16 protein-coding genes are annotated in these 15,350 nt (G+C 70.0%); 8 read left to right on the forward strand and 8 right to left on the reverse strand.

Annotated elements, in window-relative coordinates:
- Window positions 1-106: 106 nt before the first annotated feature.
- From AB0310_RS10525 to AB0310_RS10545, 5 genes are read left to right on the forward strand one after another with little or no spacing between them, the layout of a single operon-like run.
- Window positions 107-409, forward strand: a complete 303-nt coding sequence (locus AB0310_RS10525) for a DUF427 domain-containing protein (RefSeq protein WP_187662864.1) — start codon at window positions 107-109, stop codon at window positions 407-409.
- Between the two features lie 52 nt (window positions 410-461).
- Window positions 462-1,322, forward strand: a complete 861-nt coding sequence (locus AB0310_RS10530) for an ABC transporter ATP-binding protein (RefSeq protein WP_259954095.1) — start codon at window positions 462-464, stop codon at window positions 1,320-1,322.
- Window positions 1,319-2,002 carry an ABC transporter permease gene (locus AB0310_RS10535; protein ID WP_259954094.1) on the forward strand — a complete coding sequence of 228 codons (684 nt, stop codon included), beginning with the start codon at window positions 1,319-1,321 and terminating at the stop codon, window positions 2,000-2,002. Before AB0310_RS10530 ends, AB0310_RS10535 begins: the two co-directional genes overlap by 4 nt.
- Entirely contained in the window at window positions 1,999-2,718 is a 720-nt protein-coding gene (locus AB0310_RS10540) for an ABC transporter permease (RefSeq protein WP_259954092.1), read from the forward strand. Before AB0310_RS10535 ends, AB0310_RS10540 begins: the two co-directional genes overlap by 4 nt.
- A 34-nt stretch (window positions 2,719-2,752) precedes the next feature.
- Window positions 2,753-3,673 (forward strand): ABC transporter substrate-binding protein, encoded by a 921-nt coding sequence (locus AB0310_RS10545; RefSeq protein WP_268777556.1) that lies wholly within the window; start codon window positions 2,753-2,755, stop codon window positions 3,671-3,673.
- A 159-nt stretch (window positions 3,674-3,832) separates the two neighbouring features.
- Here the strand turns inward: AB0310_RS10545 and AB0310_RS10550 are convergent, their stop codons facing one another.
- Window positions 3,833-5,068 (reverse strand): AI-2E family transporter, encoded by a 1,236-nt coding sequence (locus AB0310_RS10550; RefSeq protein ID WP_366237195.1) that lies wholly within the window; start codon window positions 5,066-5,068, stop codon window positions 3,833-3,835.
- 62 nt (window positions 5,069-5,130) lie between these two features.
- On the opposite strand from AB0310_RS10550, the gene AB0310_RS10555 reads away from it, so the two are divergent.
- Window positions 5,131-5,430, forward strand: coding sequence for a chorismate mutase (locus tag AB0310_RS10555; protein WP_025104206.1), 300 nt, complete (start codon window positions 5,131-5,133; stop codon window positions 5,428-5,430).
- Window positions 5,431-5,439: 9 nt separating this feature from the next.
- Here AB0310_RS10555 and AB0310_RS10560 read toward each other — a convergent pair whose 3' ends face one another.
- The 4 genes from AB0310_RS10560 to AB0310_RS10575 form a co-directional block, all read right to left on the reverse strand.
- Window positions 5,440-7,146, reverse strand: a complete 1,707-nt coding sequence (locus AB0310_RS10560) for a long-chain-fatty-acid--CoA ligase (protein ID WP_366237196.1) — start codon at window positions 7,144-7,146, stop codon at window positions 5,440-5,442.
- A gap of 66 nt (window positions 7,147-7,212) precedes the next feature.
- Window positions 7,213-7,755: a GNAT family N-acetyltransferase gene (locus AB0310_RS10565; protein WP_366237197.1), complete on the reverse strand. Its 543-nt coding sequence runs from the start codon at window positions 7,753-7,755 to the stop codon at window positions 7,213-7,215.
- Window positions 7,755-8,348 (reverse strand): short chain dehydrogenase, encoded by a 594-nt coding sequence (locus AB0310_RS10570; protein ID WP_366237198.1) that lies wholly within the window; start codon window positions 8,346-8,348, stop codon window positions 7,755-7,757. The genes AB0310_RS10565 and AB0310_RS10570 overlap by 1 nt, the downstream gene beginning before the upstream one ends.
- Window positions 8,349-8,451: 103 nt before the next feature.
- Window positions 8,452-9,549: an ROK family transcriptional regulator gene (locus AB0310_RS10575; protein WP_366237199.1), complete on the reverse strand. Its 1,098-nt coding sequence runs from the start codon at window positions 9,547-9,549 to the stop codon at window positions 8,452-8,454.
- A gap of 122 nt (window positions 9,550-9,671) precedes the next feature.
- Here AB0310_RS10575 and AB0310_RS10580 point away from each other — a divergent pair, with 122 nt between their 5' ends.
- On the forward strand, window positions 9,672-10,835 hold the full coding sequence (locus AB0310_RS10580; RefSeq protein WP_366237200.1) for an ROK family protein: 1,164 nt from the start codon (window positions 9,672-9,674) through the stop codon (window positions 10,833-10,835).
- 150 nt (window positions 10,836-10,985) lie between these two features.
- Here AB0310_RS10580 and AB0310_RS10585 read toward each other — a convergent pair whose 3' ends face one another.
- Genes AB0310_RS10585 through AB0310_RS10595 form a run of 3 tightly spaced genes read right to left on the reverse strand, consistent with a single transcriptional unit; the run spans window position 10,986 to window position 14,168 of the window.
- Window positions 10,986-11,912 carry a carbohydrate ABC transporter permease gene (locus AB0310_RS10585; RefSeq protein WP_025104200.1) on the reverse strand — a complete coding sequence of 309 codons (927 nt, stop codon included), beginning with the start codon at window positions 11,910-11,912 and terminating at the stop codon, window positions 10,986-10,988.
- 2 nt (window positions 11,913-11,914) lie between these two features.
- A complete protein-coding gene (locus AB0310_RS10590; RefSeq protein WP_366237201.1) occupies window positions 11,915-12,886 on the reverse strand; it encodes a carbohydrate ABC transporter permease in 972 nt (323 codons plus the stop codon).
- 31 nt (window positions 12,887-12,917) lie between these two features.
- Window positions 12,918-14,168 carry an extracellular solute-binding protein gene (locus AB0310_RS10595; RefSeq protein ID WP_366237202.1) on the reverse strand — a complete coding sequence of 417 codons (1,251 nt, stop codon included), beginning with the start codon at window positions 14,166-14,168 and terminating at the stop codon, window positions 12,918-12,920.
- Window positions 14,169-14,444: 276 nt separating this feature from the next.
- On the opposite strand from AB0310_RS10595, the gene AB0310_RS10600 reads away from it, so the two are divergent.
- The gene (locus AB0310_RS10600; RefSeq protein WP_366237203.1) at window positions 14,445-15,344 is read left to right on the forward strand and encodes an SIS domain-containing protein; all 900 of its coding nucleotides are present in this window, start codon (window positions 14,445-14,447) and stop codon (window positions 15,342-15,344) included.
- The last annotated feature ends 6 nt before the right edge of the window (window positions 15,345-15,350 follow it).

Here is a 15,350-nt window from a genome sequence, read left to right on the forward strand (position 1 = left end):
GAACAGAACGCGCAATATGTCCCAGATTGACGACCCCGCGCGCAACCCGGTGCCGGATGTCGCACCCGTCTTATACGCTCGAACCCACATCCGAGGAGGCAGGACCATGAAGGCTGTACTCGCAGGAAACGTCATCGCCGAGGCCGACCAGGACGACCTCATCCGCATCGAGGGGAACTGGTACTTCCCGCCGGCATCCGTGGCGCCGGACGCCCTCGTCGAGAGCCCCACTCCGTACACGTGTCCGTGGAAGGGCGAGTGCCAGTACTACTCCGTCCAGGTCGGCGGAGAGCTGCACAAGGATCTCGCGTGGTCATACCCGCATCCGTACCCGTCGGCGTTCGACCGGGTCGGCAAGGACTTCTCCGGCTACGTCGCCTTCGCCCCTGGCGTCGAGGTCTCGGCCTAGTCCCGCACGACGCACGACCGCACGTCCGAACGACCGTCGGAGAGACACCCTCATGATCGAGTTCCGCAACGTCACGAAGCGCTTCCCCGACGGGACGCTCGCCGTGGACGACTTCAGCCTCGTGCTGCCCTCCCGCAAGACCACCGTGTTCGTCGGATCCTCCGGCTGCGGGAAGACCACCCTGCTGCGGATGATCAACCGCATGGTCGAGCCGACGTCGGGGGAGGTCGAGATCGACGGGGAGAGCGTGCTCTCGGGCGACCCGGTCGCCCTGCGCCGGCGCATCGGCTATGTGATGCAGAACTCCGGGCTCATGCCGCACTTCACCGTCATCGACAACGTGGCCACCGTGCTGCGGCTGAACGGGGTGAAGCGCACACAGGCGCATGAGCGTGCTCGCGAGCTGCTCACGACCGTCGGCCTCGACCAGGCGCTCGCCGAGAGGTACCCGAGCCAGTTGTCAGGCGGTCAGCAGCAGCGCGTCGGGGTGGCCCGCGGGCTCGCCGCCGATCCGAACATCCTCCTCATGGACGAGCCGTTCGGAGCGGTCGACCCCATCGTGCGCGCCGACCTCCAGCAGGAGACCCTGCGGCTGCAGCACGAGCTCGACAAGACGGTCGTGTTCGTCACGCACGACATCGACGAGGCGTTCCTCCTCGGCGACCAGGTCGTCATCCTCGACAAGGGCGCCCGGATCGTGCAGGTCGGCAGCCCGAGCGAGATCATCGAGAACCCGGCCGACGACTTCGTCTCCTCGTTCATCGGAGCCGACCGCGGCCGTCGCGCGCTGCACCTCAAGCAGACCCCGCGCGGGACCGTGGTCGTCGACTCCGAGGGCCGCACGCAGGGAGCGATCGTCGATGCGCCGGAGGGCGTGGTCGACGGAGCAGATGCGATGAAGGCGGCCCCGTGAACTGGGTCGGCGACAACCTCGGGCTGATCCTCGAGCTCACTGGCGTTCATCTGCAGCAGAGCGCGATCGCCATCGTGCTCGGGTTCGTGCTGGCGCTCCCACTGGGGTGGGTGGCCTGGCGATATCAACTCGTGAAGGGTCCGGTCATCGTCCTGACCGGACTGCTGTACACGATCCCGTCCCTCGCCCTCCTGATCTTGCTGCCGTCTGTGGCGGGCTACCCGGCGCGCAGCCCGGCCAACCTCGTCATCGGTCTCACCATCTACGCGATCGCGATCCTCGTGCGCGCGGTGTCCGACGGCCTGGACTCGGTCGACCCCGCGATCCGGCAGTCCGCGGTCGCGATGGGCTACGGCGGGTTCCGCCGCTTCTGGACGGTCGACTTCCCGCTCGCCGGGCCGGTCATCCTCGCGGGCCTCCGCGTGGCGGCGGTGAGCACCATCTCGCTCGCGACGGTCGGCATCCTCGTCGGCGTCACGAACCTCGGCTACCTGTTCACGAACGGCCTCCAGCGCCGCATCCTCGCCGAGGTCTTCACCGGCATCGTCGCCGTCGTCGTCATCGCTCTGGTCATCGACCTCCTGCTCGTGCTCCTCGGGCGTGCCCTCATGCCGTGGACGCGGGCGGCGGCCACCCCCGCCGCCGCGCGTCGGACGATCACGTTGAGGACGGCCGCATGAACGTGTTCACCGAGGCCTTCGCCTGGCTGTTCTCCCCCGACCGCTGGGTCGGGACGTACTCCCTCCCCGTCCTGTTCGGCCAGCATGTCTTCTACACGGTGGTCTCCGTGCTGATCGCCGCGGTGATCGCCGTACCGCTCGGCTGGCTCATCGGGCACACCGGGAAGGGGCGGGAGACCGCGGTCGCCGTCTCCGGAGCGGCCCGCGCCATCCCGTCCTTCGGACTCATGGTCCTCCTGGTGCTTCTGCTGGGCGTGCTGCGCACGCCGCTGGCGGCGATCATCACCTTCGTCGTCCTGGCGATCCCGTCCCTGCTGGCCGGCGCCTACACGGGCCTGGAGGCAGTCGATCGCCGAACCATCGATGCGGCGCGGGCGATGGGGATGACCGGCTGGCAGGTGTTCTGGAAGGTCGAGGTGCCGCTCGGCATGCCGCTGCTCGTCGGCGGCCTCCGTTCGGCGCTGCTGCAGGTCATCGCCACGGTGACGATCGCGGCCTACGTGAACCTCGGCGGCCTCGGCTGGCCGATCATCCAGGGCATCCCGCTCCGCCGTTTCGACCAGGTGCTCGGCGGCGCGATCCTCGTCGCGGTGCTCGCGCTCCTCGTCGACCTCCTGCTCGCGCTCGCCCAGCACGCCGCGGTGCCCCGCGGTGTGCGCACCCGTCCGCAACGCCGCCGCGCTCGGGCGACCGCCCCCGCGGCCGCACCCGCCTGACCCACAGCATCGTCCCCCAGAGAAGAGGAAGTCCATGTTCACCGCACGAAAGTCCCGCCTCGCCCTTGCCGGCGGCGTCGCGCTCGCCGCCGCCCTCGCCCTCTCCGGCTGCGCCAACAGCAACCCCCTGGACGCGCCCACCGACGACTCCGGCGACGGTGGGGGCAGCGACACCATCGTCATCGGCTCGCAGGCCTACTACTCGAACGAGATCATCGCCGAGATCTACGCGCAGGCGCTCGAGGCCGCCGACTTCGACGTCGACCGTCAGTTCAGCATCGGCCAGCGCGACGCCTATATGCCGGACGTCGAGTCCGGGGCGATCGACCTGTTCCCGGAGTACACGGGCAACCTGCTCGAGTACCTGGACAAGGATGCGACCGCCACGAGCCCGGACGACGTCTACGCCGCGCTGAAGGACGCGCTCCCGGACGGCCTCACCGCGCTCGACTACGCCGAGGCGTCCGACCAGGACACCTACACGGTGCTCAAGAGCTTCGCCGAGGAGAACGACCTCACCTCGATCGCCGACCTCGCGGACGTGACCACCCCGGTCACGATCGGTGCGGCGCCCGAGTTCGAGCAGCGCCCGTACGGTCCGGCTGCGGCCAAGGAGGTCTACGGCGTCGACCTGGCGTTCTCGGCCACCGGTCCCACGACGCTGGAGTCGCTGCTCGCCGGAGAGATCCAGGTGGCGGACATCTACTCCGCCGACCCCGCATTCCAGACCGAGGACATCGTGGCGCTGGAGGACCCGGAGAACATCATCCTGGCCTCCAACGTCGTGCCGATCGCGTCCAGCGACGTGGCCGACGAGATCGCCGACGTCATCAACGGCATCAGCGCCAAGCTGACCGCCGAGGAGCTCGTCGCCCTCAACGTGCAGAGCACGGTCGACCAGAAGTCGGCGGAGGACATCGCGAAGCAGTGGCTCACGGACAACGACCTCATCTGAGTCGTCTTCCCGCGAAGCGCCCGGCCCTCAGGGTCCGGGCGCTTCGTCGTTCTCGCCCGCCCGCGTGCACAACTCCGGAGATGTCGCCCGACACGCCGCGGAGTACTCCCGGCTGACGGTGTGTCGTCCCGAATCTCCGGAGTTGTGCACGGGGCGGGGTCAGGTGCGAGAGTCCTGCTTCGGCACGACCACCTGCTTGACGATGATGAGGATCGAGGCGGTGACGGGCACGGCCACCAGGGCGCCGAGCAGGCCGAGGAGCGTGCCGCCGGCGAGAGCGCCGATGACGACGAGCGAGCCCGGCACCGCGACGGCCTTGTTCATGACCCGCGGCGTGAGCACATACGCCTCGATCTGCATGTAGACGAGGTAGATCGCGGCGAAGATCAGGGCGGCGATCGGGTTCGTGAACAGCGCGAGGATGGTGCCGATCATCCAGAACAGCACCGAGCCGACCAGCGGGATGAGCGTGACGCAGAAGGCGATGGCGGCCATGAGCGGCGGGAACGGCAGACCGAGGACCGTGTAGAGGATGAGGGCGAGGGTCGCGTTGCAGAAGGCGAGGACCACCATCCCCATCACGTAACCACCCACGGAGTCGGTGATCTGCTGGGAGATGTCGTCCGCGCGGCCGCGGTCGCGGGCCGGGACGAGGCGCAGCAGCCCCTGGCGCATGGCCGGGAGCGTCGCGACGAAGTACAGGGTCAGTACGAGCACGACGATCGCGCCCGAGATGCCGCTCGCGATGGACGCACCGACCTGCAGCGCGCCTCCGCCGATCGTCGCGAGGTTGCCGAAGTCCGACAGGAACTTCTCCACCTCCGATACGAGGTCCTGGAACTGGTCGCCGAACTGGTCGTTGAGGGTGGCGTAGATGTCGGACTTCGTGAAGTCCCGGATCATGCCGGGGACCGACTTCACGAAGCCCGCGATCTGCTCGACGACGATGGGAACGATCATCCAGAGGACGAGGCCGACGACGACGATGAGGGCGAGGATCGTCACCACGACGGAGAGCGCGCGGGACAGCCCGCGGCGTTCCAGGAAGCGGACGGCCGGGTCGAGGCCGAGCGCGGCGAACAGCGCGAGCGCGATGTAGATGAGCACGGTGGAGAGGTTGTAGAGCGCGCTGCCGATCACGAGCGCCCCGAGGCCGCCGAGCGTCACGAGGAACCCGAAGACGAACGGCCGATCGATCCGCGTCCAGAACGAGCGGCTCGGCGTGGTCGGCTCGATCACCACGGGCCGGGGCGGGCTGGGCGCCATCGGCGTGTTTCCCGGCGCCTCCACCGCGGCGCCGACGAGCGCGGCATCGACGGAGGAGGGGGCGGATTCCGGGGCGCGGCTGCCCTGGTCATCCTGCGGAGCGGAGGCCGGCGACTGGTCGTTGCTCATGAGCACACGATAGCGGTGCCCCTCGTCGGGGGCAGGGTGATCTGCGGCTCTAGAGTAGGGGCATGACTGCCGCTGAGGATCCGAAGGCCGAACTGCTCCGGCTGCGTGCGAGCATCGACAACATCGACGCGGCCCTGATCTTCCTGCTCGCGGAGCGGTTCCGCGCCACACAGCAGGTGGGACACCTGAAGGCCGAGCACGCGATGCCGCCGTCCGACCCGAACCGCGAGGAGCAGCAGGTCGCCCGGCTCCGGGCGCTCGCCGAAGACGCCCACCTCGACCCGGAGTTCGCGGAGAAGTGGTTCAACTTCGTCGTCGCCGAGGTCATCCGGCACCACACCGAGGCCGCCGAGGGACGCTGACTCCGCTCGTCAGGCCCCGCGCGCCGCGAGCAGCCGATCGCGCACCTCGCGCCGCGGCACCTTGCCGATGAGCGACCGCGGGAGGTCGTCGACGGCGGTGATGCGCCGCGGCACCTTGTAGGCGGTCAGCCGCGTACGGCAGAAGTCGCGGAGCCCCTCCATGTCCTCGGCGGCGCCCTCACGGAGCACCACGGCCGCCGCGACCTCTTCGCCGCCGCTCGACCGGGGCAGCCCGACGACGGCCGCCGCCACGACGTCCGGGTGGGCTTCGAGCGCGTTCTCCACCTCGCTGGGCGCGACGTTGAAGCCGCCGGTGATGATGAGCTCCTTCCGGCGGTCGACGATGGTGACGAATCCGTCCGGTGAGACCTCCGCGATGTCGCCGGTACGGAGCCAGCCGTCCGGCAACAGGGCCTCGGCCGTCTCCCCCGGCCGACCCCAGTAGCCCTGGAAAACCTGCGGTCCGCGCAGCAGCAGCTCGCCGGGCTCGCCCGTGGGCACGTCGACGTCGGGGTCGTCGGGATCGACGACGCGGATCTCGGTGCTCGGGAACGGCACTCCCACCGTGCCGGGCCGCCGGGTCGGACCCATCGGGTTGCCGAGCGCGACGGGGGAGGCCTCGGTCATCCCATAGCCTTCGACGAGCAGCCCTCCGGTCGCCTCCTCCCAGCGCCGCACGGTCTCGACGGGGAGGCTCATGGCCCCGGAGATCGCGAACCGGACGCTCGAGAGGTCGACGGTGCCGCGTCCCGCCGCCCGCGCCAGCTGATCGTAGATCGGCGGGACGGCGGGGAGGAAGGTCGGCGGGCTCGTGCGGGCGGCGTCGGTCACGAGGCCCAGGTCGAACGTCGGGAACAGCACGACCTTGGCCCCGATGCTCAGGGCGAACGTGAGACACAGGGTGAGGCCGTACGCGTGGAAGAGCGGAAGCACGGCGTAGAAGGTCTCCTCGCCGTCGCGGAGCCCGGGCACCCAGGCCCGCCCCTGCATCGCGTTGGCCCGCAGGTTCGCATGGGTGAGGATGGCCCCCTTGGGAATCCCTGTCGTGCCGCTCGTGTACTGCAGGACGGCGGTGTCGCCGAGCGACGGCGCGGGCGTCCGTCGGGGAAGCCGCCGGTGGGACACGAGCTTCTTCCACGGCGTCAGGTGCCGCGCGCGCGGCGTGCCGGTCAGCTTCGCCCGGGACGCCCGGGCCTTCGGGACCGGGAGTCGCAGCAGGAGGCGCTTCGACAGGGGCATCGCCGCCGTGAGGTCGACGCTCACGATGTGGTCGACCCGGAGATCGTCCGGGAATCCCGCCACGGTGTCGGCGACCTTGTCCCACACGATCGCGACCCGGGCCCCGTGGTCCTCGAACTGGTGGCGCAGCTCTCGCGCCGTGTAGAGCGGGTTGTGCTCGACGACGATCGCGCCGAGACGCAGGACCGCGTAGAAGGCGACGACATGCTGCGGGCAGTTCGGCAGCACCAGCGCCACCCGGTCGCCCTTCGTGACCCCGAGGTGGCGGAGTCCTTCCGCAGCGCGGTCGATCTGCTCACCGAGGTCCCGGTAGCTCGTGACGGCGCCGAAGAACTCGAGGGCGGGCCGCCGCGCGTACTGCCGGATGCCGGCGGCCAGCATCTCCGGCAGCGTCTGCGTCGGCTCCTCGATGTCGGCCGGCACGCCCTCGGCATAGGAGCGGAGCCAGGGACGGGAGGACAGCGGCGCGTCGGTCATACCCTCATCCTCCGACACGGACCTGTGCTCCGCCTCCCCCTTGCGCTCACCGCCGTTCGGCGGCAGTCACCCGTCCGCGAGCATGCCCATGACGATCGCGTCGACCCATTCGCCGTCCCAGCGCAGCGCCTCCCGGCGCCGGCCTTCGACGACGAACCCGGCCTTCTCGTAGGCGCGCTGTGCCCGCGGGTTGAACGCGTACACCTCGAGCTCCACACGATGCAGCCCCACCGCGTCGAAGGCGTGACGGAGCACCGCGCGCGTGGCCTCCGTCCCGTATCCGGCGCCGAACCACCGCGGGCCGGCGAGGGCGATGCGGAAACCGGCCGAGCCGTTGTCCTCGTCCAGGTCGCTGAGGACCACCTCGCCGATGTGCGCGCCGTCGTCGCGACGGAGGATCGCCCAATCCGCCCGGTCGTCCCGGTCGGCGAGCGACCGGAGCCAGGTCTCGACGCCCTCGCGGGTGAAGCGCGCGTGGGTGCCGGTCAGCCGCAGCACCTCGGGCTCCTGCAGGGCCGCCCAGGTGCCGTCGAGATGCTCCGGTCCGAGCGGCACGAGGTCCAGCCGCTCGGTGGTCAGGGTGGGGACGGGAGTGAGGGAGAGCGCCATCAGACGGGGAGCACCCGCCCCGAGACGATGCCCTCGACCGCGCGCACGTACGCTTGGCCGACCTCGTCGTCGGTGACAGGGCGGTGGCCGGGGAAGGCCGAGAAGTACCCGGGGGAGTTCGCCAGCACGTCGGGGGAGACCGCATTGATGCGGATCCCCCGCGGGGCCTCGGCCGCCGCCGTGATCACGAACGACTCCAGGGCGCCGTTGGCCATCGCCGCCGCCGCTCCCGTCGCGATCGGCTCCCGCGCGAGCACGCCGCTGGTGAGGGTGAGGGAGCCGCCGTCGGTCACGTGGTCGAGGGCGACCCGCACGACGTCGAGCTGCGCGAGGGTCTTCCCGGTGAAGGCGGCGAGATAGTCGTCGCGGTCGAGATCGGTGAGCGGCTTGAAGGGCACGGAGCCCACGGCGACCACGACGGCGTCGACCGGGCCGACCCGCTCGAAGAGGCTGCGGATGGAGGCGGGGTCGGTCACGTCCACGTTCTGCTCGCCGGAGCGGGACGCCCGCACGACCTCGTGTCCCCGCACGTCGAGGGTGGCGGCGACCACCCCGCCGATGCTGCCGGTCGCGCCGATCACGAGTACCTTCATGCGGGTTCCCTCCCAGGACGGATCGAGACGACGGACGGCCGCCTCGCGGGATCGAGTCTCCCATCCCTTCCGGGCGGGAGGGGACGGATGACGGGCGCGTCCGTCAGCGCGGGCTGAACTCGGCGGCCACCACGCGGGTCGCCGCGCCGAGCAGGACGGCATCGTCGACCGCGCTCGGCACCACGGTGGGCCCGAGAGAGGGGTGCGAGGCGGCTCGGACCGCGGTGGCCGTCGCGTCGACCAGTGCGGCTCCGACGATCTCGTCGGGACCGCTCAGCACGATCGTCGGCAGGTCGACGGCGGCGGCGATGACCGAGAGCGACGTGCCGAGCCGCGCACCCGCGGCGGCGAGCACCTGCGGGCGGTCCGCTCCCGAGGCGTCCAGGCGCCGGGCGATGGCGGGAGCCGCGGCCCACGCGTGGACGCAGCCCTCGCGGCCGCACAGACAGGCCTCGCCGGGGTCGCCGCCGGCACCGACGTGCGCGAGCTCGCGGGCACCGATGGATCGTTCGACCGGGGCGCCGTCGTCGCCGACGACGCGGATCGCGGTGCCGATGCGGGTGCCGAGGCGGACGAGGAGGAAGTCGGTGCCGACGGAGCCGAACCGCTGCTCGGCGTCGGCCACGAGATCGGCGTCGTCGAAGAGGTGCACGGGGGCGTCGAGGATCTCCGCGAGTCGCGGTCCGAGACCGAGCAGCGCGGAGGAGCCGGTGGGCACACCGATGCCGATGCCGAGCGCGGGACCGTCGGCGAGGCTCCGCAGCTCCGCGACGAGACCGGCGACGGCTTCCGCGGCGTCCGGGGTGCGCGGCCGGTGGAGGCGGTGCGAGAGGCGGCCGTCGGGCGAGGCCAGCGCCCCGATGACCTCACCGGGCACGGAGAGGTCGAGCGCGATGACCTGCACGGCGCGCTGGTCGAACTCGAGCATCACGGCGGGCTTTCCCGGCCGGGACTCCTGACTGGGCCCGCTCTCCCTGATCACGCCGTCGGCGAGCAGATCGCGCACGACGTCCGACACGGTGGGGCGGGCGAGACCGGTGAGCCGGGAGAGATCCGCGCGGCTGAGAGCCGACTGCTCCATGAGCGTGCGCAGGACGAGGGCGCGGTTGCGTTCCCGGATGCCGCGAGCGTGGCCGTTCGACGACGTCTGCGCGTCTCGTGTCCGATCGGCGGCGCGCTCTAGGATCTGGGGGTAGCGCATGATGCTCCTCCCGATCGACGCTCGGGCTGACTAAGTTCAATGAATAAACTAACGGACCGAGCGTACGGAGCGGTACGCGCGCTGTCAATCGACGGACCTCGGCCCCGAGAAGGAACTCGCAGATGTTCACCCACGACGACGCGCTGGACACCCAGGCGGCGGTTCGGCGAGCGAACCTGCGGCGGGCGCTCCAACTCGTCTTCCAGGCGTCCGGTTCGCAGACGCGCGCCGGTATCGCGCGGGCGACCGGCCTCACAGCGGCGACCGCGTCGTCCCTCGTCGCGGAACTCATCGAGCACCGGCTCATCGCGGAGGGCGAGCAGGCGGTGAGCACGGGGGGCAAACGCGCGACCACGCTCAGCATCGACGCGGAGCATCATCTGATCCTCGTGCTCGTCGTGCAGCCGACCAGTGCGTACCTGGCGCTCGTCGCTCTCGACGGCTCCGAGGTCGCCCGCCGCAGCGTCTCCTACACGACGCAGACCCGCGACCGGGTGCTGGACGAGACCGTCGCCGAGGTGGTGGCCGCCTACGGCGCGCGGCTGCTCGCGGTCGGCGTGCAGGTCCCGGGAACGACCGACGGGCGCACGGTGCTGGAGAGCGTGCAGCTGGAGTGGCACGAGGTGCCGCTGGCCGAGCGCTTCGAGAGCATCGCGGGCGTCCCGGTCCTCCTCGTCAACGACGTCGATGCCGAGGCCATCGCGGAGGCCGGTCTGGACGCCGCACCCTCGGGTTACCGGCTGTTCATCCACAGCGGCGGAGGCATCGGCGCCGCGGTCACCCTCGACGGGGAGCTCGCGCCGGGGCCCCGCGACCGTGCGGGGGAGATCGGGCATGTGCAGGTGGTGTTCGGCGAGGCCGCGCGTCCGTGCCGCTGCGGACGCCGCGGCTGTCTGGAGTCGGCGGCCGCGATGGGACCGATGCTGGGGGAGGAGTTCTCGGACGCGCTGGACGTGCCGGCCGTCCGCACCCTCGTCTCCCGTGCGGATCAGACGCTGATCGACGACGGCGCGCGGGCCCTGGCCCGTGCCATCAAGCTCATCGGGGCGCTGCTCGATCCCATCGAGGTCGTCATCGGCGGTCCCGCGACGGAGCTCGGCCCCCGGTTCCTGGAACGTGTCCGCGCCGAGAGCGGCTATCCCGCCCGCGGCACCGCCGACGTGCCGATCCGCTACGCCGATCCCCGCGTCGCTCCTTCCGCCGGTCCCGCGCAGGCCGCCCTCACCGCGGTCCTCGGCGTGCGATGGAGCCCCGAGCAGCTCCGCGCCGGCGGCCCGCGCCCCTGAACCCGCCCCTGACCTCTGCCGGCGGATGTTCCGGCTGCACGACCCGGGTACGTTCGCACGACCGGATCCGTCCGGAACCCCTGCACGCGCGCCGCGGTCGTGCAGGTGTGCCGGACGGGAACCCGGGGGGTGGACCGGAAGCCGGGTGGGTTACTTCACGCTGCCGGCGGTGAGGCCGCCGACGAGACGCTTCTCGATGAGCATGAACAGGATGATGACGGGCAGGATCGCGACGATCGAGACGCCGAACACGTACTGCCAGCTCGTCTCGTACTGACCGACGAACTTCGTGAGCGCGACCGACAGCGGCTGGTTCTTGTCCGTCGACAGGATCACCAGCGAGGCGGCGAACTCGTTCCAGCAGGCCACGAACGTGAACACGATCGCGGTGACGATGCCTGGCCAGACGAGCGGGAGGTTGATCCGGAACAGGACCGTGAGGCGCCCGGCGCCGTCGATCTGCGCGGCCTCGTCGACCTCCTTCGGGATGCCGGCGAAGAAGGAGTGCATGATCCACACCGCGAACGAGAGGTTGAAGGCCGCGTTGATGAAGATCATCGCGGTCCAGGTGTCGCCGAGGCCGAGGACGGTGAACTGACGGAACAGGCCCGACGTGAGCACCGCCGGCTGCAGCATCTGCGTCACGATCACGAGGAACAGGAACACCATGCGCCCGGGGAACCGGAACCGGGCCGTGTAGTAGGCCGCGGGGAGCGACACGAGCAGCACGAGGAGGGTCGCGAACACGGAGATGACGATGGTCGAGACGAGGTTGTACGGCAGCGGCGTCTCGGGCGTCGACCACATCGTGAGGTAGTTCTCCCAGTGCCACTCCACCGGGAGGTAGGTCGGGTCGACCGAGCGGATCTGCGCCTTCGTCTTCACCGATCCGAAGAACATGATGAGGTACGGCAGCACGAAGATCGCGAGCACGAGGAATCCGGCGGCGGTGCGCAGGATCACCCGGGGCAGAGTCACCTGGTCGGCGGTGTAGCGGCGCCGACGGCCGGGGATCGGCGGGGTGCGTCGTCCGCGGGAGTCGGCGGTGGTCACGAGGGCGGTCTCGGTCACGGTCATGATCAGACCTCCTTCATGGGCTTGACGATCTTGACGTAGGCCGCGACGATCGCGATCACGATGAGGAAGGCGACGACCGACAGCGCGCTCGCGACGTCGACCTTCTTCTGCAGCTCGATGTACTTGAAGATCAGGGTCATGATCGTGTCGGCGCCGTAGCCCGGGATCGACCCGGTCATCACCTTGAGGATCGGCAGCGAGTTGAAGACGTTGATGATGTTGATGAGGATCGCCACGGCGAGCGCGCTGCGCAGCTGCGGCAGGACGATCGACCAGTAGGTCCTGGCGGCGCCGGCGCCGTCCATCTTCGCGGCCTCGATCGCGTCGGCGGGGACCGCCTGCAGCCCCGCGAGGATCGTGTAGGTCGTGAAGGGCAGCGACACGAACACCGCGATGACGATGGACCAGACGAACGCCGTCGTCGGGTTCTTCGTCCAGCCGTAGCCCACCGCGTCGTCGGAGAGCCCGATGTCGTAGAGGAACTTGTTGAACACCCCGAAGTACGGTTCGAGGCTGTAGTAGAAGACCATCGTGGTCATCACCACCGACGCGGCCCACGGCACGATGACCGCCATCCGCACGAGCTGGCGACCCGGGAACGCCTTGTTGAGGATCTGCGCGAGGCCGAGCGAGATGACGACCGTGAACAGCACCACCGACACGACCCAGACGATCGTGCGGACGAAGATCGGCCAGAACTCCGGGAACGTGAAGACGGTCACGAAGTTGTCGAAGCCGGCCGAGCCCTTGTCCAGACCCGAGAGCGAGATGTCCCGCGTGGAGTTGAAGAACATGACGCCGGCGGGGAACAGCACCACGCCGATGATGAGCACCAGTGCGGGGGCGATCCAGGGCAGCGCCTGGAGGAGGTCCCGCCCGCCGGGGCGACCGCGCCCGGCCGTCCCGGCGTCCGGGGTGCGGGGGCGGCCGGTGGCCGCCCCCGCGAGGTTCGAGGATTCTGTCGTCTGGCTCATGGGGGATTCCCGAACCTCTCCGTTCCGCGGGTCAGCCCGCGTCCACCTGGTCCTGGATCTGCTTCAGCACATCGGCCGCCGGCTGGTCCTGGATCTGTCCGAACAGCGACTTGAAGGCGCCGTCCGCGGCCGACCACTTCGGGTTGGTCGACGGGTAGAACTGCGCGTCGGGCAGCACGTCGAGGAACGGCTTGAGGGCCTCCTCGCCGGACAGCTCCTCGGCGCCGGACTTCGTGACGGGGAGGAAGCCCTCCGCCTGCACCCACGGCACGTAGACCTCAGGCGAGTAGAAGTAGTCGAGGAACTTCGTGATCGCCTCCTGCTTGTCGCCGTCGTTCTCGAACGCCATCAGCTGGTCCATGACGCCGAGGGTGAACGGCGAGCCGTCCTTCGTCGGGATCGGGACGATGGAGTAGTCGAGCTCCGGGTTGTTCTCGGCGATCTGACCGACCGTCGGCGGCAGGCCGACCTGCATGCCGATCTTGCCCTGGATGAAGATGTCCATCAGCGGGGAGCGCTGCGTGGAGCCGGGGTCGGCCTGGGTCGCTCCGGCGTCGATCATCTTCTTGATCTGCTCGGCGCCGACCAGGTTCTCCGGGGTGTCGATGGTGATCTCCGACGCGTCGCCGAAGGATCCCCCGCCGCCCCAGAGCCACACGGCGGCCTCGGCCTGTGCCTCCTCCGAACCGAGCGGCATGCCGTAGCCCGCGACACCACCGCCGAGCCCGGACACCTTGGTCGCCGCGTCGAGCAGGGAATCCCAGTCGGTCGGCGCCTCGACGCCCGCCTGGGAGAGGAGGTCGTTGTTGACGAACAGGGCGCGCGCGGAGGCGATCATCGGCAGCGCGTAGGCGGTGCCGTCGACCTCGGCGTTGGCGAGGAAGGAGTCCTGGAAGTCGGAGTAGACGTCGTCGGACACGACCTCCTCGACGGGGTAGAGCAGCTCGTCCTCGACGAAGCCCGCGAAGGGGCCGCCGTTGTAGATGTCGGGCGCCTCGCCGGCCTGGACCTTCGTGGAGATGACCTTCTCGAGGTTGTCCCACGACTGCACCTCGAGGTTGACCTTGATGTCGGGGTTCTCTGAGGTGAACCCGTCGATGACGTCTTCCCAGAGACCCTTCGTGGCGTCGGAGTAGCTGGGGACGAGCAGGTCGAGCGTACTGGCGTCGTCGCCGCCGCCGCTGTCTCCTCCCGATCCACCGAAACCGCAGGATGCGAGCGACAGCGTGGCGACGGCCGCGACCGCTGCGGCCCCGTATCGCCGTGACTTGTTCATGGGCATTGCATTCCTCACTGTGGGTGCTGCTCCAGCGGGCGGGATCCGCTCTCCGGAGAGGGGGGTGGTGCACAGTCGCAGAACACTCCACGCGACGGTGCGTGATGATCGCGCCGCCTGCGCGGTCGTGATCGTCCGAGCGGGGGCTCGGGGGAACTCGTCCTGATTATTTGTCAGGCAAACAAACAAATCAAGATGTTGCTCTCCTGGGACGAAATACTATGATCGGATAACGCCCGAAACAATCACAAGTACGCAACATCTCGTCCGAAAGGCCTCTTCATGACCGCTTCGCTGCCCGGCGCACACATGCGCGCAGAGCTCCGCTCCCAGCCGGAGATGTGGGCCACCGCCGCCGAACTCACCGCCGAGCAGGCTCTGCTGCCGGCCCGGGGTGCACGGGTCGCGGTCGTCGGCTGCGGCACCTCGTGGTTCATGGCGCAGTCCTACGCCGCGCTGCGCGAGTCGTCCGGCCACGGCGAGACCGACGCGTTCGCGGCCTCCGAGGCCTTCGTCGACCGCGGCTACGACGCCGTCGTCGCCCTCACCCGCTCCGGCACCACCACCGAGGTGCTGGAGCTCGTCGACCGCATCAAGGGGCGCACCCGCACGATCGGCGTGATCGGTGACCCCGACTCCCCGCTCGTCTCCCTCGTCGACGATGCCGTGCTGCTGCCGTTCGCCGACGAGCAGTCGGTGGTGCAGACGCGCTTCGCCACGACCGCGCTCGCCCTCTTCCGGGCGTCGCTGGGTGAGGACCTCTCCGGAGCCATCGCCGACGCGTCGGCCGTGCTCGCCGAAGACGGGGACGACATCGAGCTGCGCGATGCCGAGCAGTACACGTTCCTCGGGCGGGGCTGGACGATCGGCCTGGCCCACGAGGCCGCGCTGAAGCTGCGCGAGTCGTCGCAGTCGTGGACCGAGGCGTATCCGTCGATGGACTACCGTCACGGTCCGATCGCCATCGCCGCCCCGGGCCGGGTGACGTGGCAGTTCGGAGAGGCACCGGAAGGACTGGCCGCGGAGGTGCGCGGCACGGGCGCCCGTTTCGAGCACCGCGCGATCGACCCGCTCGCCGATCTCGTGCGCCTGCACCGGACAGCCCTCGACCGTGCCGTGGCCCGCGGGCTCGACCCCGACCAGCCGCGCAACCTCACGCGATCCGTCATCCTGGATGCATGACGCCAG

This window comes from Microbacterium meiriae, from assembly GCF_040702565.1.
Classification (GTDB): domain Bacteria; phylum Actinomycetota; class Actinomycetes; order Actinomycetales; family Microbacteriaceae; genus Microbacterium; species Microbacterium meiriae.

Coding starts and splice junctions, on each gene's coding strand:
- AB0310_RS10575 (WP_366237199.1), bottom strand. CDS start 9,549: ATGCGCTACCCCCAGATCCTAGAGCGCGCCGCCGATCGGACACGAGAC.
- AB0310_RS10600 (WP_366237203.1), top strand. CDS start 14,445: ATGACCGCTTCGCTGCCCGGCGCACACATGCGCGCAGAGCTCCGCTCC.
- AB0310_RS10545 (WP_268777556.1), top strand. CDS start 2,753: ATGTTCACCGCACGAAAGTCCCGCCTCGCCCTTGCCGGCGGCGTCGCG.
- AB0310_RS10540 (WP_259954092.1), top strand. CDS start 1,999: ATGAACGTGTTCACCGAGGCCTTCGCCTGGCTGTTCTCCCCCGACCGC.
- AB0310_RS10555 (WP_025104206.1), top strand. CDS start 5,131: ATGACTGCCGCTGAGGATCCGAAGGCCGAACTGCTCCGGCTGCGTGCG.
- AB0310_RS10550 (WP_366237195.1), bottom strand. CDS start 5,068: ATGAGCAACGACCAGTCGCCGGCCTCCGCTCCGCAGGATGACCAGGGC.
- AB0310_RS10580 (WP_366237200.1), top strand. CDS start 9,672: ATGTTCACCCACGACGACGCGCTGGACACCCAGGCGGCGGTTCGGCGA.
- AB0310_RS10525 (WP_187662864.1), top strand. CDS start 107: ATGAAGGCTGTACTCGCAGGAAACGTCATCGCCGAGGCCGACCAGGAC.
- AB0310_RS10570 (WP_366237198.1), bottom strand. CDS start 8,348: ATGAAGGTACTCGTGATCGGCGCGACCGGCAGCATCGGCGGGGTGGTC.
- AB0310_RS10530 (WP_259954095.1), top strand. CDS start 462: ATGATCGAGTTCCGCAACGTCACGAAGCGCTTCCCCGACGGGACGCTC.
- AB0310_RS10595 (WP_366237202.1), bottom strand. CDS start 14,168: ATGCCCATGAACAAGTCACGGCGATACGGGGCCGCAGCGGTCGCGGCC.
- AB0310_RS10560 (WP_366237196.1), bottom strand. CDS start 7,146: ATGACCGACGCGCCGCTGTCCTCCCGTCCCTGGCTCCGCTCCTATGCC.
- AB0310_RS10585 (WP_025104200.1), bottom strand. CDS start 11,912: ATGACCGTGACCGAGACCGCCCTCGTGACCACCGCCGACTCCCGCGGA.
- AB0310_RS10565 (WP_366237197.1), bottom strand. CDS start 7,755: ATGGCGCTCTCCCTCACTCCCGTCCCCACCCTGACCACCGAGCGGCTG.
- AB0310_RS10590 (WP_366237201.1), bottom strand. CDS start 12,886: ATGAGCCAGACGACAGAATCCTCGAACCTCGCGGGGGCGGCCACCGGC.